We start from the raw sequence: 24,578 nt of genomic DNA on the forward strand, positions 1-24,578 counted from the left end.
AGATAGACGAAGCCCCTGGCGCAATGGCGCAAGGGGCTCTTGCACCGAGAGATTACCTGAGGAAGGACCGGTCGTGTCGTCCCTGTCCACGCCTGCAACCAGCGGCCCCGAGCCGATTCTGCTGCTCCTCGACCCGGTGGCCCGGCGGACCGACGGCGAGTCGGTGCGGATCGCGAAGGACGTGCTCTGCGGGGGTACGGACGTCAAGGTGGTCTATCCGGAGAGCGCGTCCGAACTCGACCGGGTGCTTTCGCACCGGGGTCGGCGGCGACCGGTGGTGATCGGTTCCGATCTCGCCCTGCAGAGGGTGCTGCAGGCCCTGCATCGCCACCGTGAGCTGGGCGCCGATCCGGTGGGCATGGTTCCGGTTGGGCGTGCGGAGGAGCTCGCGACGGCCCGGGCGCTCGGGGTTCCGGGGGAGCCGGTGCGGGCCGCGCGGGCGGTGCTCTCGGGCGCGCCGCGCACCTTCGACCTGCTGGTGGACGACGGTGGCGGGGTGGCGCTTGGCGGGGTGCGGATCACGGGCGGCGCCACCCGCCGCCTGGTGGGCCGCGCGGGTGGCTGGCGTTCGCTATGGGCGAAATTGGCTGCGGCCGAGCAGGCGAACGCGCTCGCCCCGGAGGCCGCCGACCACAGCCCCCGGGTCCGGGTCGAGGCGGACGGCCGGCTGCTCGCGGACGTGCACCGGCCGGTCCGGCTGGTCGAGCTGTCCCTGCCGGGCGGCGGGGACGGCGTGGTGGGCGGCACGGTGGGCGGCACGGGTGTGCTGGAGGTGGTGGTCCGCGCGTCCGGCGCCCTCGTGCGCGTCCGGGCGGCGAGCGTCTCGGTGGTCGGGCGCGGCTTCGGCTACGAGGCGGACGGCCACCCGGTCGGGCCGGTCCGCGCCCGGACCTGGACGGTGCACCCGGGCTCCTGGGGGCTGCTGCTGCCGGCCGCGTGAGGGCTCGCGTGACGGCTCACGCGAAGGCGCGCGTGGCGGCCCGCGCACAGGCTCGCGCACAGGCCCGAGCACAGGCTCGCGCGATGGCCTCCACCGAGTGAGCCCCCGCGTGAACCCCGGCTGAACCCCGGGTGAGCAGGCTCACGTTCACTCCCGCCCCGACAACCACCGCTCCGTGCACGGAACTGCGCGCCGAACTCCCCAACAGGCGCGAACCACAAGGCCAACCGCCACCCGCCGGAATTCCCCCCACCCGAAATCCCCATCCGGTAAGGGGTTTTGTCTACGCGCGTTACTCCGAGACCGCCGGACAAACCCCCAGTCCCGGGTTCCGGAAGCCTGCGCCAACTGCCCTAGACTCGAAGGCGTGCCACGTGGTGACGGAAGACTCAACCACGATCTTCTTCCCGGCGAGAAAGGCCCCCAGGACGCTTGCGGCGTCTTCGGTGTCTGGGCTCCCGGCGAGGAGGTCGCCAAGCTCACGTTCTTCGGCCTTTACGCCCTGCAGCACCGCGGTCAGGAATCCGCGGGCATCGCAGTGAGCAACGGCTCCCAGATTCTCGTCTTCAAGGACATGGGACTCGTCTCCCAGGTCTTCGACGAGGCCTCGCTGGGGTCGTTGCACGGGCATATCGCCGTCGGACACGCCCGCTACTCGACCACCGGTTCCTCGGTCTGGGAGAACGCCCAGCCGACCTTCCGGGCGACCGTGCACGGTTCGCTGGCCCTCGGGCACAACGGAAACCTGGTGAACACCGCCGAACTGGCGGCCATGGTCGCCGAACTGCCCGGCGAGGAGCACGTCTCCCGCTCCGGCCGGACCGCCGCGACCAACGACACCGACCTGGTGACCGCCCTGCTGGCCGGCCACCCGGACCTCTCCATCGAGGAGACGGCCAAGGTCGTGCTGCCCGAGGTCAAGGGCGCCTTCTCGCTCGTCTTCATGGACGAGCACACCCTCTACGCCGCCCGCGACCCGCAGGGCATCCGCCCGCTGGTGCTCGGCCGGCTGGAGCGCGGCTGGGTGGTCGCCTCCGAGACGGCGGCGCTGGACATCTGCGGCGCCTCCTTCATCCGCGAGGTCGAGCCCGGCGAGCTCATCGCCATCGACGAGAACGGCATGCGCAGCTCCCGCTTCGCCGAGGCGAAGCCCAAGGGCTGCGTGTTCGAGTACGTCTACCTGGCCCGCCCCGACACCTCCATCGCCGGCCGCAACGTGCACCTCTCCCGCGTGGAGATGGGCCGCCGCCTGGCGAAGGAGGCCCCCGTCGAGGCCGACCTGGTGATAGCGACCCCCGAGTCCGGCACCCCCGCCGCGATCGGCTACGCCGAGGCCAGCGGCATCCCGTACGGCTCCGGCCTGGTGAAGAACGCCTACGTGGGCCGCACCTTCATCCAGCCCAGCCAGACCATCCGTCAGCTCGGCATCCGGCTCAAGCTGAACCCGCTGCGCGAGGTCATCGCCGGCAAGCGCCTGGTGGTCGTGGACGACTCGATCGTGCGCGGCAACACCCAGCGCGCGCTGGTGCGGATGCTGCGCGAGGCGGGCGCCGCCGAGGTGCACATCCGGATCTCCTCGCCGCCGGTGAAGTGGCCCTGCTTCTTCGGCATCGACTTCGCCACCCGCGCGGAGCTGATCGCCAACGGGATGACGGTGGAGGAGATCGGCCGCACGCTCGGTGCCGACTCGCTCGCCTACATCTCGATCGACGGCATGATCGAGGCCACCAAGCAGCCCAAGGACAAGCTCTGCCGGGCCTGCTTCGACGGCGAGTACCCGATGGAGCTGCCGGACCCGGCGCTGCTCGGCAAGCTCCTGCTGGAGGCCGAGATCAAGGGCGGCCAGCAGCCGCCCGCCGTCCGCGGCAAGCCGACCAGCGGCAGCGACCTGGACGGCGTCCAGTCGCTGCTCGGCGGGGCGGGCGCGGCCGACGCGCTGCGCCGGCCGTAAGCGTTCCACGGTGGGGTCCCGCGAACCGGGGCCCCACCGCTGTTCCCGCCCCGGGGACGCGGTCGGGACGTCGTCCGCGGACGACGTGCCCCTCCGCTGCAACGAACCACCCCCACCAGACCCGAAAGGGCCGCACGCAGTGACCACCAACCAGAACGGCGCCACCTACGCCGCCGCCGGTGTCGACATCGAGGCGGGCGACCGCGCCGTCGAGCTCATGAAGCAGTGGGTGAAGAAGGCCAACCGCCCCGAGGTGGTCGGCGGTCTCGGCGGCTTCGCCGGCCTCTTCGACGTCTCCGCCTTCAAGAACTACGAGCGGCCGCTGCTGGCCTCGGCCACCGACGGCGTGGGGACCAAGGTGGCCATCGCGGCCGCCATGGACAAGCACGACACCATCGGCCACGACCTGGTCGGCATGGTCGTGGACGACATCGTGGTGTGCGGCGCCGAGCCGCTGTTCATGACCGACTACATCTGCGTCGGCAAGGTCGTCCCGGAGCGGGTCGCCTCGATCGTCAAGGGCATCGCCGAGGGCTGCGCGCTCGCAGGCTGCGCCCTGGTGGGCGGCGAGACCGCCGAGCACCCGGGCCTGCTCGGCCCGGACGAGTACGACGTCGCGGGCGCCGGCACCGGCGTGGTCGAGGCCGACGCGCTGCTGGGCGCCGAGCGCGTCCGGGCCGGCGACGTGGTGATCGCGATGGCCGCCTCCGGCCTGCACTCCAACGGCTACTCGCTGGTCCGCCACGTGCTGCTGAACGAGGCCGGCTGGAAGCTGGACCGCAAGGTCGAGGAGTTCGGCCGCACCCTCGGCGAGGAGCTGCTGGAGCCGACCCGGATCTACTCGCTGGACTGCCTGGCGCTGATCCGCGCCACCGAGGTGCACGCCTTCTCGCACGTCACCGGCGGCGGCCTGGCGGCCAACCTGGCCCGGGTCATCCCGGACGGCCTGCACGCCCGCCTGGACCGCGGCACCTGGACCCCGCTGCCGGTCTTCCGGACCGTCGCCGAGGTCGGCAAGGTGGCCACCCTGGAGATCGAGAAGACGCTCAACATGGGCGTCGGCATGGTCGCCGTCGTCCCGCCGCACTCGGTGGACGTGGTGCTGTCGCTGCTGGAGGACCGCGGCGTCGAGGCCTGGCTGCTCGGTGACATCGTCGAGCGCACCGACGAGCACGAGGGCGGCGCGGCCCTCTACAACGCCTACGAGGGCTTCACGGCGGGCTGAGCGGGCTGATCCGCCCGCGACCGTGGGAGGGCCCCTCCGGTGCGCCGGAGGGGCCCTCTTGCCTCCCCGGACGGGGGACGGTACGGACGGTGTTCGGGAACGCCGAAGACCGGCCCGGCGCCCAGGGCGCCCGGACCGGTCCGGTGAAGCTGTGGATTACGAGCGGCGGGAGGCCTGCGACGGCCCGGTGCCCGGCTCGTTGTCGTCCTCGTCGTCGACGGCGTAGCGGGCGGCGTACTCCGCGTACGGGTCGTCGTCCTCTTCCTCGATCGGCTCCGGCTCGATCGAAGGCGTGGACGGCGATACGCCCAGCTCGTTGGACAGACGGTTAGCGTCGAACCCGCCGCTGTTGTACTTCAGCTCGCGGGCGACCTTCGTCTGCTTGGCCTTGGCCCGGCCGCGCCCCATGGGTCGACCCCCTCAACGATGGGGCTCACGGCCCCGAGTCTGACACGTGTTCATGATCAGGACCGGCCTGCCCGAATGGGAGGACCGTCCCTTGGAGCATTAACGGTACCTGTTTCCGCCGCTGGACGGTACGTCGTCGGTGTGACGTGGCGCGCACCGACTGCACCCGAGACCAGGTCTTCCCAGGTCAGGGGAGGTTTTGCGGCGATTTGCGCGCTGTCCGGAGGTGTCTGAGGTCCGTCGTTCCAAGAATGATTATCCCCCCTAGGGGGACCTCGGATCACCCGTTCGGGCGGAGAAGTGAGAATCCGGTTCCACATCGTGATGCGCGGGGGGTCATCGGGTGGAACCCCCCGCGCATCCGATCACCGCGCCGGGTCCGATCAGGCGCGGCGGGCGTGCGGCAGCAGGACCGTGCGCAGCGCGCTGATCTCGCGCATCCGCTTCTCGGCCAGGCGGTCGGCGGCGACCGCCGGCGGGATGCCGTCGGAGGCGGCCCGGGTGAAGATCTCCAGGGTGGTGTCGAAGATCTTGGTGGCCTTGTTCTTGGCCCGCTCGAAGTTGAAGCCGTCGATCTCGTCGGCGACCTGGATCACGCCGCCGGAGTTCACCAGGTAGTCGGGGGCGTACAGGATGCCGCGGTCGGCCAGGTCCTTCTCGACGCCCGGGTGGGCCAGCTGGTTGTTGGCCGCGCCGCAGACGACGGAGGTGCCGAACTCGCCGAGCGCGGCGACCGTGGCGTCGGTCAGCGCACCGCCGAGGGCGCAGGGGGCGTAGACGTCCAGCTTGGCCTGGAGCAGGGCGGTGGTGTCGGCGACCACCTCCACCTCCGGGTGGGCGGCGCGCACGCGGTTGACGGCGGCCTCGAAGGGGTCGGTGACGACGACGGTGGCGCCGTCCGCGACCAGGTGGCCGACCAGGTAGTGGCCGACCTTGCCGACGCCCGCGACGCCGACCCGCTTGCCGCGCAGGGTCGGCTGGCCCCAGCGGGCCTGGGCGGAGGCCCGCATGCCCTGGAAGACGCCGAAGGCGGTCAGGATGGACGAGTCGCCGGCGCCGCCGTGCTCGGGCGAGCGGCCGGTCACGAACTCGGTCTCGCGCGCGATGACGTCCATGTCCTGCACGTAGGTGCCCACGTCGCAGGCGGTGATGTAACGGCCGCGCAGGGACTCCACGAAGCGGCCGTAGGCCCGGAGCATCGCCTCGTTCTTGTCCTTGTTCGGGTCGCCGATGATGACGGCCTTGCCGCCGCCGAGGTCCAGCCCGGCGAGCGCGTTCTTGTAGGACATCCCGCGGGACAGGTTCAGCGCGTCCTCCAGGGCCGCCTCCTCGGAGGCGTACGGGAAGAAGCGGGTGCCGCCGAGGGCCGGGCCCAGCGCGGTGGAGTGGATGGCGATGATCGCCTTGAGTCCGGAGCTGCGGTCGTGGCAGAGGACGACCTGCTCGTGGCCGTCGCCGGGGGCGCCGTCCTGCTCGGTACGGAAGATCCTGCTGAGCACGCCGGGTGCGGGGTGCGTGGCGGGGGTCTGTACGTCGGTCACTGTGGTGACTCCAGTATCGAAGGCCCGCTGCTGTGGTGCGGGCGCCTAGGGCGAAGAGTAGTCGCGCGTGGGCCTTCGATCCGCCCTCTTGTCCGAGCTTGTGCCGGTTGTCCGAGGGGTGAGATGGCGGAGGGTGCGCGGTGCGGGCGCGAACGGTTCCGGGGCGCGCCCTCCCGGGGCCGGGCGGCGCGTGCGACCATGCAGGACGTGACCGTCGTACGCACTTCCGTACAGCCGCCCTACGCCGCCCACCTGCGGGTCTACGAGCCGCTGGCCGCGTACCCGGAGCCCGAGCGGGCGCATTGGCAGGCGTACGCGGCGGAGCACGGACCGGACGCCGTGGCGGCGGCGCAGCCGGTGGCCGGGGCGGTGCTGGAGGAGCAGCGGGCGGCGCTCGCGGAGCTGGCCGCCCGGACGCCCAGGGCGCTGCCGGAGCGGGAGAGCGGGCGGGCGTACCTGCGGGTGGTGGACGGCGTACTGTACGTCTGCCCGTGGGCGACCAGGCTGCGCAGCTGGCAGGCCCTGGAGGAGCTGCTGGCGGGGGCTCCGGTGGCCCTGCTGGACACCGCGGTGCCGCCGGTGGCCCGGGCTGCCGCCGAGGCGGACCGGGAGCGCTGGCGGGCCGAGCACCCGGACGCCCGGCCGTGGATCCTGACCAGCCGGTGGGAGGTGCCGGTGCGCTGGTTCCTGCCGTTCGGGGACGAGGACCGGTGCTTCGTGCCGGGCGGCGTGGGCGTGGAAGGGGTGGAGGGGGAGCGGGGCCGGCCGGCGGCGCTGTTCTACCTGGTGCCGATGGCCCAGGCGCGGCGGCGGGTGGCGCGGGCCTTCCGGGCGCTGCGCGAGGGGGTGCCGGACGGGGAGTTGGTGCGGGGGGCGGAACAGGTCGGGCGGTGGCTGGAGGAGTTCCACCCGCGCTCGCTGGTGGAGTTGGACTACGGGGGGCTGGTGCATCTGCTGGGGCCGGAGCGGCTGTTGGCGGACCGTTCGGCGGGGGAGCTGGAGGAGGGGCTGCGCGCGCTGCGGGCGGGGGAGACCGCGGAGGCCTTGCGCGTGTACGGGGAGCTGACGGTGCGGTGGCGCCGGGTGCAGGCGCTGCGGTACGCGAACTGACGTCCGACCGCCCGTGTATGACTGTGAGGGGTCTTTGGTCCGCGACGCCGATGACCAAGGTCCTGGTTCGGGTCAATAGCTGTCGAACGTGACACTACTCACCGTTGACGCGAACTTACCCCTATGTGCAAAAATGGGACAACCAGCCCAACTTCACGTAAGCGTGCCCACTTTTGGGTGGTTCTGGAGTCGATGCGCGCTTTGCGGGGAAACGAAGGGTCTGGTCCCCTCGTAACCGGACGTCACTGCCGTGTGACTGTCCGTTATGGGGTGGTCCATCGCCATCCGTCGGCCTTGAGCCCGTGAGGGGTCAATTTTGGCGGTTTGGTCGATAGGGCTGGACGGATGGTGTAGTTGTAGACACCAGGACAAGCCGTTCGTCCTATAACCGACTCGGCCCGTCTATGCCATTTCGGGCATCGCGGGCCAAGGTGCAGAATTTGAAGGATAGAACCGCCCTGGTTCGGTTCTCCCGAGGAGGCCGCTCATGACCGCTCGTACCCCTGATGCTGAGCCGCTGCTGACGCCGGCAGAGGTTGCCACCATGTTCCGCGTGGACCCGAAGACGGTCACCCGCTGGGCCAAGGCCGGCAAGCTGACGTCGATTCGCACGCTCGGTGGTCACCGCCGTTACCGTGAGGCGGAGGTGCGCGCTCTGCTGGCCGGGATTCCCGCTCAGCGCACTGAGGCCTGATAGGCCAAAGGCTCTTTAAAGGGGCCGCCAACCGGACTCCGCCGGGTCCGGTTGGCGGCCCCTTTGTCGTGCCCGGGGGTCGGCGTCCGGGCGCCTTCCGGATCCCTTCCGGACCCTCTTCCGGCCTGTCGGAATGTTGAACTCCACATAACGATTTGATGCGCATGGGGCGGGGGGGATTTACAGTGAATAACAGTGCAATTTTACATATTAAATTAGTGGTGTCTTCGGGGGGTCGTTCCAGGGTCGATCTCCGGAGGGGGCGGGTGACGACGGTCACACGGTCAGTCGCTTGTGGTCTGGACCTGGTCCGGGGTGCGAGCGGGACGACAAAAAGCGAGAGGCCCGCACCCGCCGGGTTCCGGGCCTCTCGCACTGCGGCGATCCCGACGGGACTTGAACCCGCGACCTCCACCTTGACAGGGTGGCGAGCTAACCAACTGCTCCACGGGACCAGAGTTTTCTGATCTCGTTCACTCGCTTGCCGCGCTGCGAACAAGACAGATCGTAGCCCATGGTGGGCCTCCAGGTCGAACTGGCTCCTGAAGGCCCACCCGCAGCTCAGAGCGCGGCCCGCGCGGCGTCCATCGCCTTCATGATCCGCTTCTCCGAGACCGGACTCGGCGTGCCCAACGACTGGGCGAAGAAGCTGACCCGCAACTCCTCGATCATCCAGCGGATCGCCCGCACCTCCTCGGACGGCTGCCGCCCGGCCGGTACCGCCGCCAGCAGTTCCCCGTACGCCTGCTGTACCTGCTGGACCTTCAGCAGCTGCTGGGCGTCCCGCTGGGGGTGGTTGGGCAGCGCCTCCAGCCGGCGGTCCACCGCCAGCAGGTAGCGCTTGAGGTCGGGCAGCCGCTGCCAGCCGGTGGCCGTCACGAAGCCCGGGTGCACCAGCGAGGCCAGGTGCAGCCGGATGTCGTTCACCGCGTTCAGCAGCACCGGGCTGCTCACCGACTTCAGCCGGGTCGAGGCCTTGTGGAAGGCGATCAGCGCGGTGGCCGTCTTCAGCGTGGTGTCCGCGGACAGGTCGTACAGGTCCGCGCGCACCTTGTCGTGCAGCTTGCCGAAGGCCGCCTCGTCCCAGGCCGGGCCGCCGGCCAGGGTCATCAGCCGGTCGGTCGCGGCCGACACCACGTCCTCGAACAGCACGGTGATCGACCCGTGCGGGCTGTGCGAGAGCGCCAGCTTCGCCTGGTTGCCCAGCCGCCCCTGGATCGACTTGGCCGGGGAGTTGACGGTCAGCATCAGCAGCCGGCGGGTGCCCTCCCACATGGCCTGCGCCTGCGCCTGCGGGGTGTCGAACAGCTTGACGCCCACCGACGCGCCCTCGTCCACCAGCGCCGGGTAGGCGCGCAGCGAGTGGCCGCGGGAGCGCTGCTCGAAGGTGCGCTGGAGCACCGGCAGCCCGGCCGGCCAGGCGGTCAGCCCGCCCTGCTCGATGCCCTGGCCGGAGGCCGCCGAGGAGAGCGTCTCCTTGAGCTTCGGCTTGAGCTTCAGCCGCAGCTCCTCCAGGTCCTTGGACTCGGCGAGCTTGCGACGGCCGTCCACCACCCGGAAGGTCACCTTGAGGTGCTCCGGCACCCGCTCGTCGTCCCAGGCCTCCGGCGGCACGGTGACCGCCGTCAGCCGCTTCAGGATGTGCTCCAGGGACGGCAGCAACGGCTCCTGGCGGTCCTTCACCTGGCGCAGTGCCGCCTTGGCGAAGTCCGGTGCCGGGACGAAGTTGCGCCGGATCGCCTTCGGCAGCGACTTGATGTACGCGGTGACCAGCTCCTCCCGCAGACCGGGGATCTGCCAGTCGAAGCCCTCCGCGGTGACCTGGTTGAGCACCGGCAGCGGGATGTGGACGGTCACGCCGTCCGCGTCGCTGCCCGGCTCGAACTGGTAGGTCAGCTTGAAGCGCAGCTTGCCCTGCTGCCAGTAGTCCGGGTAGTCGGCCTCGGTGACGCCGTCCGCGGCGTCGTTGATCAGCATCGACTTCTCGAAGTTCAGCAGGTCCGGCTGCTCGTGCCGGGCCTTCTTCCACCAGGAGTCGAAGTGCCGGGTGGAGACGACGTCGTCGGGCAGCCGGGCGTCGTAGAAGTCGAACAGGGTCTGGTCGTCCACCAGGATGTCCCGGCGGCGGGCCCGGTTCTCCAGCTCCTCGACCTCGCCGAGCAGCTTGCGGTTCTCGGCGAAGAACCTGTGGTGGGTCTCCCAGTCGCCCTCGACCAGGGCGTTGCGGATGAACAGCTCCCGGCAGAGCTCCGGGTCGATCCGCCCGTAGTTGACCTTGCGCTGGGCGACGACCGGCATCCCGTAGAGGGTGACCTTCTCGTACGCCAGGACGGCGCCGGCCTTCTTCTCCCAGTGCGGCTCGCTGTAGCTGCGCTTGATCAGGTGGCCGGCCAGCGGCTCGACCCACTCCGGCTCGATCTTGGCGTTGATCCGCGCCCACAGCCGGGAGGTCTCCACCAGCTCGGCCGACATCACCCAGCGCGGCGGCTTCTTGAACAGGCCGGAGCCCGGGAAGACCGCGAAGCGGGCGCCGCGCGCACCGCCGTACTCGCGCTTCTCCACGTCGAACAGGCCGATGTGGGAGAGCAGGCCGGCCAGCAGCGACTGGTGGATCCGGTCCGCGTCCGGCTCCGCGTCGGGGTGGGGCTCCTCGATCGTGACACCCAACTGCTTCGCGACGGTGCGCAGTTGGGTGTAGACGTCCTGCCACTCCCGTATCCGCAGGTAGTTGAGGAACTCGGCCTTGCACATCCGGCGGAAGGCCGAGGAGGAGAGCTCCTTCTGCTGCTCCCGGACGTAGCGCCACATCGCCAGGTAGGAGAGGAAGTCCGAGGTCTCCGAGTTGAACCGGCGGTGCCGGTCGTCGGCGGCCTGGCGCTTCTCGGCGGGGCGCTCGCGCGGGTCCTGGATGGAGAGCGCGGCGGCGATCACCATGACGTCGCGCACGCAGCCGTTGCGGTCCGCCTCCAGCACCATGCGGGCCATCCGCGGGTCCACCGGCAGCTGGGCGAGCTTGCGGCCGAGCTGGGTCAGGCGCTTGCGCGGGTCCTTCTCCTCCGGGTCCAGCGCGCCCAGCTCGTGCAGCAGGTGCACGCCGTCCTTGATGTTGCGGGAGTCCGGCGGGTCCAGGAAGGGGAAGGCGGCGATGTCGCCGAGACCCGCCGCCGTCATCTGCAGGATCACCGAGGCCAGGTTGGTGCGCAGGATCTCGGCGTCGGTGAACTCGGGGCGGGAGAGGAAGTCCTCCTCCGAGTACAGCCGGATGCAGATGCCGTCCGAGGTGCGGCCGCAGCGGCCCTTGCGCTGGTTGGCGCTGGCCTGGCTGATCGCCTCGATCGGCAGCCGCTGCACCTTGGTGCGGTGGCTGTAGCGGGAGATCCGGGCGGTGCCCGGGTCGATCACGTACTTGATGCCGGGGACGGTCAGCGAGGTCTCGGCCACGTTGGTGGCCAGCACGATCCGGCGGCTGCGCGAGCGCTGGAAGACCTTGTGCTGCTCGGCCGAGCTGAGCCGGGCGTACAGCGGCAGGATCTCGGTGTTCTTCAGCTTCAGCTTGGTGAGGGCGTCGGCGGTGTCGCGGATCTCGCGCTCGCCGGAGAGGAAGACCAGGATGTCGCCCGGGCCCTCGTCCTGCAGTTCCTGGGCGGCGTCGCAGATCGCCTGGACCTGGTCCCGGTCGCGGTCGGCCTCGTCGCCGTCCTCGTCCTCCTCCAGGACGGGCCGGTACCGGACCTCGACGGGGTACGTACGGCCGGAGACCTCGACGATCGGGGCGTCGCCGAAGTGCCGGGCGAAGCGCTCCGGGTCGATGGTCGCGGAGGTGATCACGACCTTGAGGTCAGGACGGCGCGGGAGCAGCTGCTTGAGGTAGCCGAGCAGGAAGTCGATGTTGAGGCTGCGCTCGTGGGCCTCGTCGATGATCAGCGTGTCGTACTGGCGCAGATCGCGGTCGGTCTGGATCTCCGCCAGCAGGATGCCGTCCGTCATCAGCTTGACCAGGGTGTCCTGGCCGACCTGGTCGGTGAACCGGACCTTCCAGCCGACCGCCTCGCCGAGCGGGCTGTTCAGCTCCTCCGCGACGCGCTCGGCCACCGTACGGGCGGCGATCCGGCGCGGCTGGGTGTGGCCGACCAGTCCGCGCACGCCGCGGCCCAGCTCCAGGCAGATCTTCGGGATCTGGGTGGTCTTGCCGGAACCGGTCTCACCCGCGACGATCACCACTTGGTGGTCCCGGATCGCCGCCAGGATCTCGTCCTTCTTCTGGCTGACCGGCAGCTCGGCGGGATAGCCGATCTCCGGGACGGCGTTCCGGCGCTGCTCGACCAGCAGCTCGGCACGGTCGATGTCGGCGGCGATCTCGGCGGCGATCTTCTGTCGGGCCTCGGGCTTCCGGACCCGACGGGCCCCCTCCAGCCGACGCCCGAGCCGCACCTCGTCGCGCAGGGTCAGCTCGGGCAGGCGGGCGGCCAGCTCACCGATTCCGGGACCCTCGGCGGGTGCGGGGGCGGACTGGACTGCGGGAGAACTCACTGCGGGCATCCCTCTAGGTTCGCAAGGAGGCACGGCGGAGCGCACCTCGGTTTTCGAGCCCCTCCAGTGTCACAGCCGCCGGCGCGGAATCGCGAACGGCGGGCAACGGTCGGCGGGGGTTCCGGGCTCCGGGGGGGTCGAGGAGGCGCTCATGGGAGCCCAGAAGACCGCACGGGACGAGGAGTTCCGGGCGTTCACCGGCGGTGCGTGGTCGCGGTTGCTGCGGACGGCGTATCTGCTCGCGGGGGACCGGTACGGCGCCGAGGACCTGGTCCAGCAGGCGCTGGAGCGGGCCTGCGTCGCCTGGGGCAGAGTGCGCGCGGCGGACGACCCGAACGTCCACGTGCGCCGGATCCTGGTCAACGAGCACGCCCGGCGGTTCCGGCGCGGACCGACCGGGCACCTGGTCGACGCCCTCCCGAACGGCCCGCGCCGATCGGGCCCGGCCCGGACGACCGGGCCGGGCTGCTCGCCGTGTTCGCCGCTCTGCCGCCGCGCCACCGCCGCTTCCCTCCCCCCGATTGTCGGTGTCGTGCGCCACAGTGGACGCCGGTGGGTGGCATGGCGTCGACGACGGATGGGGCGGTGGCCGATGAGCGGTCCGACGGGGTTGTCCGAGGACCGGCTGGGCCGGCTGCGCGGGGTCCTGTCCCGGCACGTCGAACAGGGCCAGGTGCCCGGCCTGGTGGCCGCCGTGGCCCGCGACGCCGACCTCCACGTCGAGGTGCTCGGCAGCCTGGACACGGTCGGCAGCGCCCCGATGCGGCGGGACACCCTCTTCCGGATCGCCTCGATGACCAAACCGGTCACCGCGGTGGCCGCCCTCACCCTGGTCGAGGAGTGCCGGCTGCGGCTGGACGACCCGGTCGACGACCTGCTGCCCGAGCTGGCCGACCGCCGGGTGCTGCGCCGGCCGGACGGCGAGCTCGACGACACCGAGCCCGCCCTGCGGCCGATCACCCTGCGCGACCTGCTCACCTTCGGGCTCGGCTACGGCTTCGCGATGCTCCCGCCGTCCGCGCCGATCGCCCGGGCGACGGCCGAACGCGGCGTCGACGTCCGGCCGCCCCGGACGGACTACCCCGAGCCCGACGAATTCCTGCGCCGCCTCGGCGAGTTGCCGCTGCTGCACCAGCCCGGGGCGGGCTGGCGCTACCACACCGGCTCGACCGTCCTCGGCATCCTGCTCGCCCGCGCCTGCGGCAAGCCGCTCGGCGAGGTGCTGCGCGAGCGCGTCCTCGACCCCCTCGGCATGCGGGACACCGGCTTCACCGTCCCCGCCGACCAGCTGCACCGGCTCCCGGTCGAGTACGTGCGCGACCGGGCGAGCGGCCGGCTCGTCCCGTACGACGACCCGGCCGACAGCGCGTGGGCCCGGCAGGCGCGCCTCGACGACGGCGGCGGCGACCTGGTCTCGACGCTGGACGACTACCTCGCCTTCGCCCGCATGCTGCTGGCCGGCGGCGAGGGCGCCGGAGGCGTCCGGATCCTCTCCCGGCCGGCCGTCGAGCTGATGACCACCAACCACCTCAGTGCAGTCCAACTCGCCGACTCGGCGCCGCTGTTGGGGCGCGACGAGCTCACCGGCTGGGGCTTCGGCGTCTCCGTCGCCACCAGCCGCACCGGCCTCGCCGCCCCCGGCCGCTACGGCTGGGACGGCGGGCTCGGCACGGTGTGGTTCAACGACCCGGCCGAACGGCTGACCGGCGTCCTGCTCACCCAGCGGATGTTCGAGAACCCCGCCCCACCGGCGGTGGCGCGGGACTTCGAGGTGCTCGCGTACCAGGCCCTGGCGGGGTGAGCGCGGCCTCGTCGGCGTCCGGGAGCCAGTCGCGGGCCGGGTCGTACTCCAGCCACCGGCTGCGGGCCGCCTCCGTCGTGAACGCCTCCAGCAGCTGCTCCAGCCGGGGGTGCGGGTCGGTGCCCGCGTCGGCCCGCCAGAGCAGCGACCAGGCGTAGAGCGGGGTCGGACCGGCCAGCGGGACGGTACGGACGCCCGGGCGGTCGGGGAGCGGGCCGTCGGCGGGGACGAGCGAGAAACAGGTCGGATCGGCCCGGACCTGGTCGACGAAGTGCTCCAGACCCAGATTGGTCGAGCCGACCCGGTCGGTGATGCCGAAACGGGCGGCGAAGCGGGTCAGGAAGTCCAGCCGGTCCACCGCCGCCGGATAGCGCAGCACACTGCCCCGCAGCTCCGCCGGGCTCAGGGTGTCGCGGCCGGCCAGCGGATGGTCGGCGGACAGCAGGGCGTCCACCGGTTCCAGGCGGACCAGTCGGTGCGTCAGCCCGGCGTCGGCGCCGTCCGGCAGGGCGTGCACCCGGCCGAACCCGGCGTCCGACTCCCCGCGCAGCAAAGCCGCCGCCACCGACGGCAGATCCCGCCCCGGCACCGGCTCCACCTCCAGCCCCGGCGCCGCGTCCACCGCCCGCGCCAGCGTCCGCATCGGCGCGTACAGGTGCCCCCACACATCCACCCGCAGCGGCCGCCCGGCTCCCCGCACGGACGCCACCGCCCGCTCCCCCTGCGCCAGCACCCGCCGCGCGGGCTCCAGGAACCGCCGCCCCGCCCCGGTCAGCCCCACCCCCCGGGCGTCCCGCTCCAACAACCGCACCCCGAGCGCCGCCTCCAACCGGGCCACCCGCTTCGACAGCCCCTGCTGACTGATCCCCAACCGCCCGGCCGCCCGCCCGAAGTGCAACTCCTCGGCGGCGACCACGAACGCCCGCACCTGCGCCAGATCCAGATCCACCCGGGCACCTTAGGCGGTGGGCCGGGGGCGCCCGCCGGGGGCGGGTGCCGAGTGGGAAGCGCCGTGGGTGGCGCGTTAGCGGTGTTCGGCGGCCTTCGGCCGCGCGTCGCACCCCCTTGCTCCTTGCCTGACAACCGTCGGTTGTCGTCGCCCGCCGCCGGTTGTTGGACCGGCCGGTGGCGGGCGCGGTGAGCTGGGGGTCCGATCGAGCGGAGGGAGTGCGGGGATGAAGGCGCTGGTGGCGGCGGGCGGGGCGGTGCGGTTCGCGGAGGTGGAGCAGCCGCGGCCGGGGCCCGGGGAGGCGCTGGTGAAGGTGGAGGCCTTCTCGGTGAACCGGGGGGAGACCTTCCAGCTGGAGGCGCCCAGGCCCGGGTGGCGGCCGGGGAAGGACGTCGCCGGGCTGGTCGTCCAGGCCGCCGCCGACGGGTCGGGGCCCGGGGTGTGCCGACGGGTGGTCGGCCATCCGCCGGCAGGGGGGTGGGCCGAGTACGTGTGCGTGCCGACCTCCTCGCTCGCCGAGCTGCCCGACAGCCTGGACGCCGTCCGGGCCGCCGCGCTGCCGCTGGCCGGCCTCACCGCGCTGCGGCTGCTGCGGGCCGCCGGGGCGCTGGCCGGGCGGCGGGTGCTGCTGACCGGGGCCTCCGGCGGGGTCGGACACTACTTCACCGAGCTGGCCGCCGCGGCCGGGGCCGAGCTGACCGTCGTCACCGCCTCCCCGGAACGCGGTCGGCGGCTGGCCGAGCTGGGGGCGGCCGAGGTGTTGCACGAGCTCGGTGCGGCGCGCGGCCCGTACGACCTGGTGCTGGAGTCCACCGGCGGCGCCGCGCTGCCGCTCGCGCTGGCCCGGCTGGCCCGGCGCGGCACCCTGATCTGGTTCGGCCAGGCCTCCCGGACGCCCGCCACGCTCGACTTCTTCGACTTCTTCAAGGGCCCCGAGGCGGCCACCCTGCGGCACTTCCACTACGCCGACTCCGACGTGCCCGACGGCGAGGACCTGGCCACCCTGGTGCGTCTGGCGGAGCAGGGCCGGCTGACCCCGGAGCTCGGCCGGATCGCGCCCTGGGAGCAGACCGCCACCGTGCTCACCGACCTGCGCGAGCGCCGGATCCGCGGCAAGGCCGTACTGACCGTCGCCTGAACCCCCTTCCCTCCGGAAAGGAACTCCCCCCATGTCCTTCGTCGACGACGCCGACCAGCTGCCCGCCTTCGTCGAGGCGAACCGCCCCCGCGCCCACGGCGCCGGCCTCGACCTGTTCGAATACGACCGGGTGACCGCCCCGCTGACCTCCCTCCACGACTGGCCGGCCGCCTTCGCCGCCGCCGGGCGCCGGTACGCCTCCCTGGCCGATCACGCCGCCGCCGAGGGCCGTACCGTCACCGCCGGCACCGCCTACCGCGACGCCGCCCGCTGGTTCCACGTCGCGGGGCTGCTGCCGCACCCCGACCGGGCCGCCGCCGCCCGGCTCGCCGCCGAGGCCGACGCGGCGATGCGGCGGGCGCTGGAACTGCTGGAGCCGACCGCGGAGCGGGTGGAGGGCGAGGGCTTCGCGGGCTGGCTGCGCCGCCCGGCCCTGGCGGGGGAGGCCGCCCCGGCGGGGGAGGCCCCGGTGGTGGTGGTCGTGCCGGGCATGGACTCCGGCAAGGAGGAGTTCCAGGCGGTCGCCGAGGCCCTGCTGGCCCGGGGTGTCGCGGTGCTCGCGATCGACGGGCCCGGCCAGGGCGTCCTGGCCGCCACCAGCGCGCCGGAGCCGGACTACCAGCGGGTGGTCGGCCGCGCCCTGGACGCGATCGCCCACCACGACGGCCTGGACCCCGCCCGCGCCGCCGTGATCGGCCTCAGCCTGGGCGGCTACTACGCCGCGGCGGCCGCCGCCCGTGAGCCGCGGCTGCGCGCCGCGGTGACGGTCAGCGGCCCGTACCGGCTGGACTGGGAGCACCTGGTGCCGTTCGTCACCGAGACCCTCGCCCAGCGCTGCGGCGGCCCCGAGGCGGCCCGCGCCTTCGCGGCCCGGGTCGACCTGACCGCCCTCGCCCCGGTGATCACCCTCCCGCTCCTGGTGGTCGAGGGCGGCGAGGACCGCATCCCGGGCGTCACCAACGCCACCGCCCTCGCCTCGGAGGCCCCGAACGCCGAGCTGCTCCTCGTCCCCCACGGGAACCACCTCCTCGGCACCGCCCTCCCCGACTGGCTCCCCGCCACCGCCGACTGGCTCGCCGCCCGGCTCGTCTGACGGGGCCACGGGAGCAAAGGAGCGAAGCCCCCGTAGCGAATTCGCTACGGGTGCCTCCCGGTTGTGGCCGGCGCCGGGGTCGAACCGGCGACCTTCCGCTTTTCAGTTTTCAGGCCGGACCAGGGCTCCGAGATGCCCCGGTTCGAGCGCTTCTGCCGTCCGTGGAAGGCTGCTGGCGGGAACGCCACCGTGAGCGCTCGCCAACGCCGGAATGCCGCCCAGGAGGGTTGAGCGTCGGCATTGTTACGCCGCTACTCCACGACGTCGAGTGGCGGGAGGGCGTCGACGATCTTCATCGTCTCCATGCTGACCGTGACGATGCGCCTGAGCAGATCGATGATGTAGCGGGGGTCGTCGGACCAGTCGTTGGGGTCGTTGATGATGCCGCTGGCCTTGTCGGCCTTGAGCTGGTAGCGGTCGATGATCCACTCGACTGCCGAACGCGAACCGAGCTGGTAGCGGTAAGCCTCCACCGGGACGTTGATGAGGGTCACGCGCCTGTTGTAGACGATCGTCGACCGGTCGGACTCGCCCTTCACCTTCGGGATCTTCATCTTCTCGACCCGGTACAGCTCACGCGGATCGGTGTCCGAAGGCCCCGAAACCGTCTCCACGATACCCGCGTACGGCTTCGCCTTCTCGTAGCCGAGGTGCAGCTCCGCAAGCTTGCGGCCGGCCTCGGCGAAACCTCGGAAGTCGCTCACCTTCGGAATGCGGGGAAGCGACTTCTTGAGGTCGGCAGCAAACTGCTCGCGGTACTTCGGTGAGTGGAGCAGGCCATAGGTGTAGTAGAAGATGTCGCCCTTGCTGATCCCGGTGTCGCCATAGGTCTTCCGGTAGTCGCGCAAGGCCGTGTCGGTGATGTTCTCGACGCGCTCGTAGCCCGCACCCTCGTTGAGGTGCGCGAAGAGGTCGTCGCGCTGGCCGAGTTCGCTGTAGGTGTAGCGCGGGAAGAATGTCCCGCCGCTACCGGCGCCAGTGACGTGGTAGTTCGGGATGCTGTTGAGCATGAGAACCGAAAACGGCACGGCGGAACCGTTTCCGACGCAATAGAATCCCTCGTTCTCCTGCGCTGCTGTCGGGAAGATCTTCGGCAGTTGATACGTCGTGTTGTTGAGCTGCGGATCGAAGTACAACTTCTGCTTGGCGAAGGGGCGGTAGGTCGACGTCACCACGCGCTCCTTGTCGAACGCGTACTTGTCCCCCTTGAGCAGCCGAGTCTTGTCCGCTCGATTCCAGCTGATCTTCGTCGGGTCGGTGTCGATCCACTGCTCGACGCTTTTGGCGGAGGGGTCCGCAACGCCGTTTCCCTGGCAGGCGGTCGCAAATCCGTCGACCTGCGAGTTGTAGAACTCGATCATTGACTCCATGTTCCGGTACACCTCCCCCTCGGAGAAGTTGTAGACCCAGGAGTCGCGGGACGAGTCGAGGCCATTCGAGTAGATGGCGAACACTGCCTTGTCTCGCAGAATCCTGTCCTTGTCTCCGATCGCCTGGAAGGTCGCATACCGATCGTCGCGCTGGTTGATCCAGTCCCCTTCGGCGTTCGGGACGATTCGCTCCCACGGGACGGTGTCGAGGCTCTGCGAGCCGATGATGCGAAGCTTCTCGTCCCGGCCGAGATAGTCACCGATGTCCCGGTAGTACAAGGAGCATTCGGCGGTCCTGTCGAGATCCCTGCCCCCCTTGACCAGGATCAGGACGGCGACGGTGTTCCGACTGCCCGAGAGAAAGACGTTGCCCGCTTCCTTCTGGCGCTGCTCACCGGCAGTACGCGCGTTGCCTCGCAGGTTGTAGCAGTAGATCGCGTCGAACTCGGCCGTCAGGGACTTGCGGAGACCGTCCGCCACATTGCTGTCGATGTAGCCGCCGTTGGACACGTAGGCGACCACGCCCTCGTCCTCGATGCGGTCAGAGGCCCAGCGAATGGCTCGAATATACGAGTCGTAGAGCCTGCTCTTGTTTCCGGCCGCTGACCGAGCGGCGTAGGTCTCGGCGATCCGCTCGTCCAGTACCTCGTACTTCAGGTTCTGGTTGTTGTCGTTCATGCTGTCCTGCCCCACCGAGTACGGCGGGTTGCCCACGACAACCGTGATGTGCTGCTTCTGCTGCTTCTTCGCCCGCTCGCTGTTTCCCGAGAGTACGTCCATCCCGTCCAACTTCGCCGTTCCCTCGGCGAGCTGGAAGGTGTCCGTGAGGACGATGCCATCGAACGGTCGGTAGTCGCCCCCGGTGACGTCGTGGAACGCCGCCTCGATGTTGACGGCCGCGATGTAGTACGCGAGAAGCACGATCTCGTTGGCGTGGAGCTCGCTGGTGTACTTGCGCAGCAGGTCTTCCGGCTTGATCAGCCCGGACTGGAGGAGCCGAACCGGGAAAGTCCCGGTGCCGGCGAACGGGTCGACGATCTGCACGCCCTCATTCGACAGGGACGTGCCGAAGTGCTTGGCGAGGGCTTCTTCGGTCGAGCGCAGGATGAAGTCGACGACCTCGACCGGCGTGTAGACGATGCCGAGCGCATCAGCGGCCATCGGAAGGGCGGTCTTGAAGAACTTTTCGTACAGCTCGACGATGACGTGCTGGCGGCCCTCGTGGTTGTCGATGTCCGCAACCCGCAGCTTCACCGACTCGTAGAAGCCTTCCAGCGCCTTGGCCTCGGCGTCCATGCCCTGGTCGTCGAGGATGTCGAGGATCCGCTGCATGGCCTTGGAGACCGGGTTGTTTTCGGCGAAGCCGTAGTCTTTGAACAGGGCGTCGAAGACCGGCTTGGTCACCATGTGCTGGGAGAGCATGTCGATGGCGGCGGACTCGGTGACGCCAGGGTTTATGTTCTGCTGGAGTTCACCGAGGAACTCCTCGAAGGCGGCCCGCTTCTCAGGCAGTTCCAGCGCGACCCTGATCCGGGTGATGTGTCGCGCCGCGATCTCGGCGACGTCCTTGGCCCACTGCTCCAGATACCGGCGCTCGCCGACCTTCTCCACGATGCGTGCGTAGATGGCCTCGCGCCAGTCGCTGACGGAGAACAGGGCGTCCTGGAGGTGCTGGGCGCTCCGGGCCTCCTTGCCCTTCACATCCGTGGTGCCGTCACCGTCCTGGCCGCCGATCGACTCGTCCTCCGGGCCGATCCAGCCGATGCCGATCTTGTTGTCCGGCTTCGTCTTGTTCAGGTCGATCTTGTTGACCATCGCGTTGAAGCGGTCGTCGTGGGCGCGCAGGGCCTGCAGCACCTGCCAGACCACCTTGAAGCGGTCGTTGCCGGAGAGGGCCTTCTCCGGCGAGGTGCCTGCCGGGACGGCCACCGGCAGGATGATGTACCCGTAGTTCTTGCCCTCTGCCCGGCGCATCACGCGACCAACGGACTGCACCACGTCCACCACCGAGTTGCGGGGGTGCAGGAACAGCACGGCGTCCAGGCTGGGGACGTCCACGCCCTCGGAGAGGCAGCGGGCGTTGGACAGGATGCGGGCATTGTTGGGGCCCGGGTCCTGCTTGAGCCAGTCCAGCTTCTGGTTGCGCTTGAGGGTGTTGAAGGTGCCGTCGACATGGTCGACCTCGCAGCTCAGCACCTCGTCGTCGGCGCCGTCGTACGCCTCGACGACCTCGTTGAAGCGGTCCTTGATCGTCTTCGAGTCCGCGATGGAGCGGGCGAAGGCCACGGCTCGCTTCATCGGCGACTCACCCTCGGTGAAGCCTGTACCGTCTGCGAAAGTCCCGGCACGCTTGGCCAACGCGTTCCAGCAGCCGATGATCTTGGCGGCGTCGTCGATACCCAGCTCGGAGGAGCCTCCGGCGAGACCGTCCTGGATGGTCCTGGCGACCATGGTCTCGTCCACGGCGAGGATGAGGACCTTGTAATCCGTGAGCAAGCCCTGCTGCACGGCCTGCCCGAATCCAAGGCGATGGAACTCCGGGCCGAACTTCGACTCATCGTCCATCGAAGTCAGGACGGCATCCGCGTTCTTGGCGTCGGCCTTGGTGTCTTCGTTGTAGATGCGCGGCGTGGCCGTCATGTAGAGGCGGCGATCGGCACGGATGTACTCGGCGTCGTGGACCTTGACGAAGTTCGACTCGTTGGCGCCCGCCAGCTGCACGCCCGTCGTGCGGTGGGCCTCATCGCACAGCACCAGGTCGAAGCGGGGCAGGCCGGCGTTCTGCGCCTGGTTGATCGTGGGGATCGACTGGTACGTGGAGAAGACGACGGTGAGACGGGCCTCACCCTTCGCGCCGGCCATCTGCTTGATGAGCGTGGGGGCGTCGGTGGTCGCGGGCAGGGCCAGGTCATGCGGTGCCATGTCCTGGTTGTCACCGTGGAGGCCCTGATTCTGTTTCGCAGCGGCCTGCTGCTTGCCGACCTTCACGTCGGAACAGACGGCAAAGGCCCTCATCGGCGTCTCGGTCTCGGCGCTCCACTCCCGCAGGGTCTGTGACAGCAGGGCGATGGACGGCACCAGGAAGAGGACGGTGGTGTGTTCGCCCTCACCCCGCCCGGCGCGCTCCGCGGCCAGCCGCTCCACGGTCTTCAGACCGGTGAAGGTCTTCCCGGTGCCGCAGGCCATGATCAGCTTGCCGCGCTCGTGCGACGCGAAGCCCTCGAAGACCGCGTCGATGGCCTCCCGCTGGTGCGGGCGCGGGGTCTTCTTGCGGCGAAGGCTCGTCGTAACCCGTTCCCCGGAGACCGCCGGCAGGTGCCACTCGACCGGGCTGGCCGCGATGTCGGCCAGCCCTATCCGGGTCACGGGAATCTGCTGGTCGCCCAGGGCCTCCTCGGCATGCGGGCCCCACTTGTCCGTGGTGGAAATGATCATTCGACGAGTGAAGCCGCCCTTGCCGGAGGCGGTGAAGAACGAGTCGATGTCGGCCTTCTGGACCGTGTGGTCCGGCTCGTAGAACTTGCACTGGATGGCGCAGTACCCGCCGGTCTCACGATCCTGGGCCACCAGGTCGATGCCCACGTCACGCTTGTCGTCCGCCGCCCCCGGCCAGTCCGACCACATCCACACCTGGGTGAACTGCTCGTTCCACTGAGGGTCCGTGCTCAGGTACTCGACCATGAGCTCCTCGAATCGGGTGCCGCGGTCGCGGTTGCCGTCGGAGGTCTCGCGGATCATCTTGAGGACGTCGTGCACCGTCGTGGTCGTGCCCACAGGACTTCGCTTCCCATCGCAGCCAGTGGCGCGCAGGCCGCGCCGAGAACTCCCGTACCAGAACCTTCAGAGCTTACTGGTTCGCACAGGCAGCACACCGAGGCTCCGCAAGATCACCGCATTTGCCGCCTCGGCTCATGCCGGGGTCACGTCCGTGAATCTCGCGCTCGACAGCGGACTCGACCTCTGGCCGAGGCGCAACCAGCCGCGAGGTGGGGTTCCCTCGCGCCCACCGGAGCGCCGACTCCCAGCGGCGCGGGGTCCTCTGGGCACTGGCAACGGAGGACAACATCCGGAAGAACGCGTACGACTCCGAGACGTTCGACATCACGGGAGGCCCAGGAGCGGGAAACCCGGGCCCGAACGGGCGTCACGTCGAGGAACGGCTGGGAGACGGAGGAGGTCACGGACGGCCGCGGCAACATCTGCACCCGCCCCGTTCCCGGCACACCGCTGGAGGTTCAGGTGCAGCGTCACACCGGCTCGATCTCCGGGCGAGTCGACCGGGCTGCCCAGGTGCGCCGCGGTTCGGAGCCGTTGGCGTACCGGTTGGCGTACGGGACATGAAAACGGCCCCGGAGAGTGATCTCTCCGGGGCCGTTTCGCCTTTTCAGGCGGTTGTGGCCAGGGCCGGGGTCGAACCGGCGACCTTCCGCTTTTCAGGCCAAGCCGGGGCGTTGGAGTGTCCTGATTTGAGCGCTTCCGCCGTCCGCAGAAGTGCGGCTTCGGACGTCATCGTGCACGGCGGTTGGCGTCAGCGTTGGCGTCACCCGGAGTCTCGGGATCAGACTGTGCTCGGCAGTCGAGGGTGCGCAGTTGCTGGTTGATCTCGTGCAGGTCGAAGTGGGCCGGGTCGAAGTCGGCTGCTGTCTTGAGACCGAGCCAGCGAAGCAGGCCCTCGTGCTCCGGGTCGGTGGAGTCCAGGAGGGTTCGCTTGAGGTCCTCGTACCCGCCCGGGCCTCCGCAGTCCTCAGGTGGGCAGGCTCCGGCGCCGTCCACGCAGGCGGGATAGTGGTGGTCGGCCTCGGCTGTCATCCGGCGTTCGACGGTGATGCGGTGCTCCCACGAGTCGCCGAAGTCGTAGTCGTAATCGAGGTGTCCACCTTCCTTGACCAGGATGTCCAGGACAGCGGTGGTCTCGTCCGCGAAGTCCAGTTCACCGGAGCGGCGTCCGTACTGGACGCCGTTCGCGCTGAACGCGTGCAGGTGACAGTTCTGCCAGCCCATGGCGGCCTGGATGACCTGGTGCAGCCTGTCGAGGCGGATGCCTGCCGGTACCTGGACGAGACGCCAGACCGAAGGCCGATTCACGTCGGAGAGCTGGACGCGGAGTTCGTAGACCGGGTCACCAGCGCGTAGCTCCCCGCGGAGCCGGGCCATGGCTTGACGGCCGGCCGAGGTGAGAGTGACGGACTTGCCAGTCTGCTGGGCGGCCCCGAGGCCCCTGAGCGCAGCGAGGAGGCGGTCCACGTCGCGGTCGTTGCTCTGACGCAGGAGGCGAAGACGGTCCTCGGGAAGATCGTCGAGGACGAAAAACCCGGACAGTGTCTCCCACACCGCAGTCCGCAGCTTCTGCTCCGGCACCGGGAGGTCGGCGGCGTAGAGGCTCGTCAGTACCGCCCGCAGCCCGGCCGGGTACTCCTCCGCGAACATCGAGCCGAGCCACCCGGAGGGCAGCACCGCCTCGCCGATGCGCGGCAGGGCCTCGAACAGCGCGTCGAGGACGCGCTCGGGGTCCTCCAGTAGGCGCGCGTTCTTCTTGACGGGCACCAGGCGGCCGCTCGCGACCCGCAGCAGCCGGGCCGCCTTGGCCCATTCCACCAGCAGGTTCAGGTGATGCAGCTCCTGGCTGGACTTGGTCTTGAAGGTCCTGTCGCCGATGGCCGGGTCGATGGTGTCGCCGGTCTCCAGGAGAGTGACCAGGGCCCGCGCATCCGCGAGGGTGACCTTGCCCGTCTGGGTGAGCTTGCGTCCCGGGTCGATCCAGCTGACGAGACCTCGGATCTGCTCGACGGTGCGTGGCTGCTCGGGTTCCATCAGCGCTTCCTGTCTGC

General features: G+C 70.4%; 14 protein-coding genes and 1 tRNA gene. 8 read left to right on the plus strand and 7 right to left on the minus strand.

The annotated features are described in order from the left end of the window. Positions 1–73: 73 nt before the first annotated feature. The 3 genes from ACFVWU_RS12320 (at position 74) to purM (ending at position 4,116) form a co-directional block, all read left to right on the plus strand. Positions 74–940, plus strand: a complete 867-nt coding sequence (locus ACFVWU_RS12320) for a diacylglycerol kinase family protein (protein WP_387618680.1) — start codon at positions 74–76, stop codon at positions 938–940. Between the two features lie 367 nt (positions 941–1,307). Then, on the plus strand, positions 1,308–2,891 hold the full coding sequence (purF, locus tag ACFVWU_RS12325; protein WP_387618683.1) for an amidophosphoribosyltransferase: 1,584 nt from the start codon (positions 1,308–1,310) through the stop codon (positions 2,889–2,891). Positions 2,892–3,030: 139 nt separating this feature from the next. Next, on the plus strand, positions 3,031–4,116 hold the full coding sequence (gene purM / locus ACFVWU_RS12330; RefSeq protein WP_387618686.1) for a phosphoribosylformylglycinamidine cyclo-ligase: 1,086 nt from the start codon (positions 3,031–3,033) through the stop codon (positions 4,114–4,116). A gap of 156 nt (positions 4,117–4,272) precedes the next feature. Here the strand turns inward: purM and ACFVWU_RS12335 are convergent, their stop codons facing one another. Then, positions 4,273–4,524, minus strand: coding sequence for a DUF3073 domain-containing protein (locus ACFVWU_RS12335; protein WP_380609035.1), 252 nt, complete (start codon positions 4,522–4,524; stop codon positions 4,273–4,275). A gap of 383 nt (positions 4,525–4,907) precedes the next feature. Next, positions 4,908–6,065, minus strand: coding sequence for a Glu/Leu/Phe/Val dehydrogenase dimerization domain-containing protein (locus tag ACFVWU_RS12340; RefSeq protein ID WP_387618689.1), 1,158 nt, complete (start codon positions 6,063–6,065; stop codon positions 4,908–4,910). A 198-nt stretch (positions 6,066–6,263) separates the two neighbouring features. Here ACFVWU_RS12340 and ACFVWU_RS12345 point away from each other — a divergent pair, with 198 nt between their 5' ends. Continuing rightward, positions 6,264–7,175 (plus strand): hypothetical protein, encoded by a 912-nt coding sequence (locus ACFVWU_RS12345; protein ID WP_387618692.1) that lies wholly within the window; start codon positions 6,264–6,266, stop codon positions 7,173–7,175. Positions 7,176–7,662: 487 nt separating this feature from the next. Continuing rightward, entirely contained in the window at positions 7,663–7,869 is a 207-nt protein-coding gene (bldC, locus tag ACFVWU_RS12350) for a developmental transcriptional regulator BldC (protein ID WP_014137253.1), read from the plus strand. Between the two features lie 381 nt (positions 7,870–8,250). Here the strand turns inward: bldC and ACFVWU_RS12355 are convergent. Further along, positions 8,251–8,324 (minus strand) — tRNA-Asp (locus ACFVWU_RS12355). A 106-nt stretch (positions 8,325–8,430) separates the two neighbouring features. Beyond that, positions 8,431–12,408 (minus strand): ATP-dependent RNA helicase HrpA, encoded by a 3,978-nt coding sequence (gene hrpA, locus ACFVWU_RS12360; protein ID WP_387618695.1) that lies wholly within the window; start codon positions 12,406–12,408, stop codon positions 8,431–8,433. Between the two features lie 142 nt (positions 12,409–12,550). On the opposite strand from hrpA, the gene ACFVWU_RS12365 reads away from it, so the two are divergent. Continuing rightward, a complete protein-coding gene (locus ACFVWU_RS12365) occupies positions 12,551–14,200 on the plus strand; it encodes a serine hydrolase (RefSeq protein WP_387618698.1) in 1,650 nt (549 codons plus the stop codon). Here ACFVWU_RS12365 and ACFVWU_RS12370 read toward each other — a convergent pair. Further along, positions 14,115–15,149, minus strand: coding sequence for a LysR family transcriptional regulator (locus ACFVWU_RS12370; RefSeq protein ID WP_387618701.1), 1,035 nt, complete (start codon positions 15,147–15,149; stop codon positions 14,115–14,117). The two genes, ACFVWU_RS12365 and ACFVWU_RS12370, sit on opposite strands and share 86 nt — an antisense overlap. Positions 15,150–15,375: 226 nt before the next feature. Here ACFVWU_RS12370 and ACFVWU_RS12375 point away from each other — a divergent pair, with 226 nt between their 5' ends. Both ACFVWU_RS12375 and ACFVWU_RS12380 read left to right on the plus strand, forming a co-directional pair. Beyond that, complete coding sequence (locus ACFVWU_RS12375; protein ID WP_387618703.1) at positions 15,376–16,287, plus strand: zinc-binding dehydrogenase; 912 nt, start codon at positions 15,376–15,378, stop codon at positions 16,285–16,287. Between the two features lie 31 nt (positions 16,288–16,318). Then, positions 16,319–17,380, plus strand: coding sequence for an alpha/beta hydrolase family protein (locus tag ACFVWU_RS12380; protein ID WP_387618705.1), 1,062 nt, complete (start codon positions 16,319–16,321; stop codon positions 17,378–17,380). Between the two features lie 251 nt (positions 17,381–17,631). On the opposite strand, the gene ACFVWU_RS12385 is transcribed toward ACFVWU_RS12380, so the two are convergent. Then, the gene (locus ACFVWU_RS12385; protein WP_387618707.1) at positions 17,632–22,506 is read right to left on the minus strand and encodes a DEAD/DEAH box helicase; all 4,875 of its coding nucleotides are present in this window, start codon (positions 22,504–22,506) and stop codon (positions 17,632–17,634) included. A 750-nt stretch (positions 22,507–23,256) separates the two neighbouring features. Further along, positions 23,257–24,561, minus strand: coding sequence for a plasmid pRiA4b ORF-3 family protein (locus ACFVWU_RS12390; RefSeq protein WP_387618710.1), 1,305 nt, complete (start codon positions 24,559–24,561; stop codon positions 23,257–23,259). Positions 24,562–24,578 lie beyond the last annotated feature (17 nt).

The organism is Kitasatospora sp. NPDC058190 (assembly GCF_042883685.1).
In the GTDB taxonomy this organism is placed as follows: domain Bacteria; phylum Actinomycetota; class Actinomycetes; order Streptomycetales; family Streptomycetaceae; genus Kitasatospora.

What these genes read in the sequence shown, in the direction of transcription:
- ACFVWU_RS12335 (WP_380609035.1), bottom strand. Translation starts at nt 4,524, where the DNA reads ATGGGGCGCGGCCGGGCCAAGGCCAAGCAGACGAAGGTCGCCCGCGAG.
- ACFVWU_RS12390 (WP_387618710.1), bottom strand. Translation starts at nt 24,561, where the DNA reads ATGGAACCCGAGCAGCCACGCACCGTCGAGCAGATCCGAGGTCTCGTC.
- ACFVWU_RS12380 (WP_387618705.1), top strand. Translation starts at nt 16,319, where the DNA reads ATGTCCTTCGTCGACGACGCCGACCAGCTGCCCGCCTTCGTCGAGGCG.
- hrpA (WP_387618695.1), bottom strand. Translation starts at nt 12,408, where the DNA reads ATGCCCGCAGTGAGTTCTCCCGCAGTCCAGTCCGCCCCCGCACCCGCC.
- ACFVWU_RS12365 (WP_387618698.1), top strand. Translation starts at nt 12,551, where the DNA reads ATGGGAGCCCAGAAGACCGCACGGGACGAGGAGTTCCGGGCGTTCACC.
- ACFVWU_RS12345 (WP_387618692.1), top strand. Translation starts at nt 6,264, where the DNA reads ATGCAGGACGTGACCGTCGTACGCACTTCCGTACAGCCGCCCTACGCC.
- bldC (WP_014137253.1), top strand. Translation starts at nt 7,663, where the DNA reads ATGACCGCTCGTACCCCTGATGCTGAGCCGCTGCTGACGCCGGCAGAG.
- ACFVWU_RS12375 (WP_387618703.1), top strand. Translation starts at nt 15,376, where the DNA reads ATGAAGGCGCTGGTGGCGGCGGGCGGGGCGGTGCGGTTCGCGGAGGTG.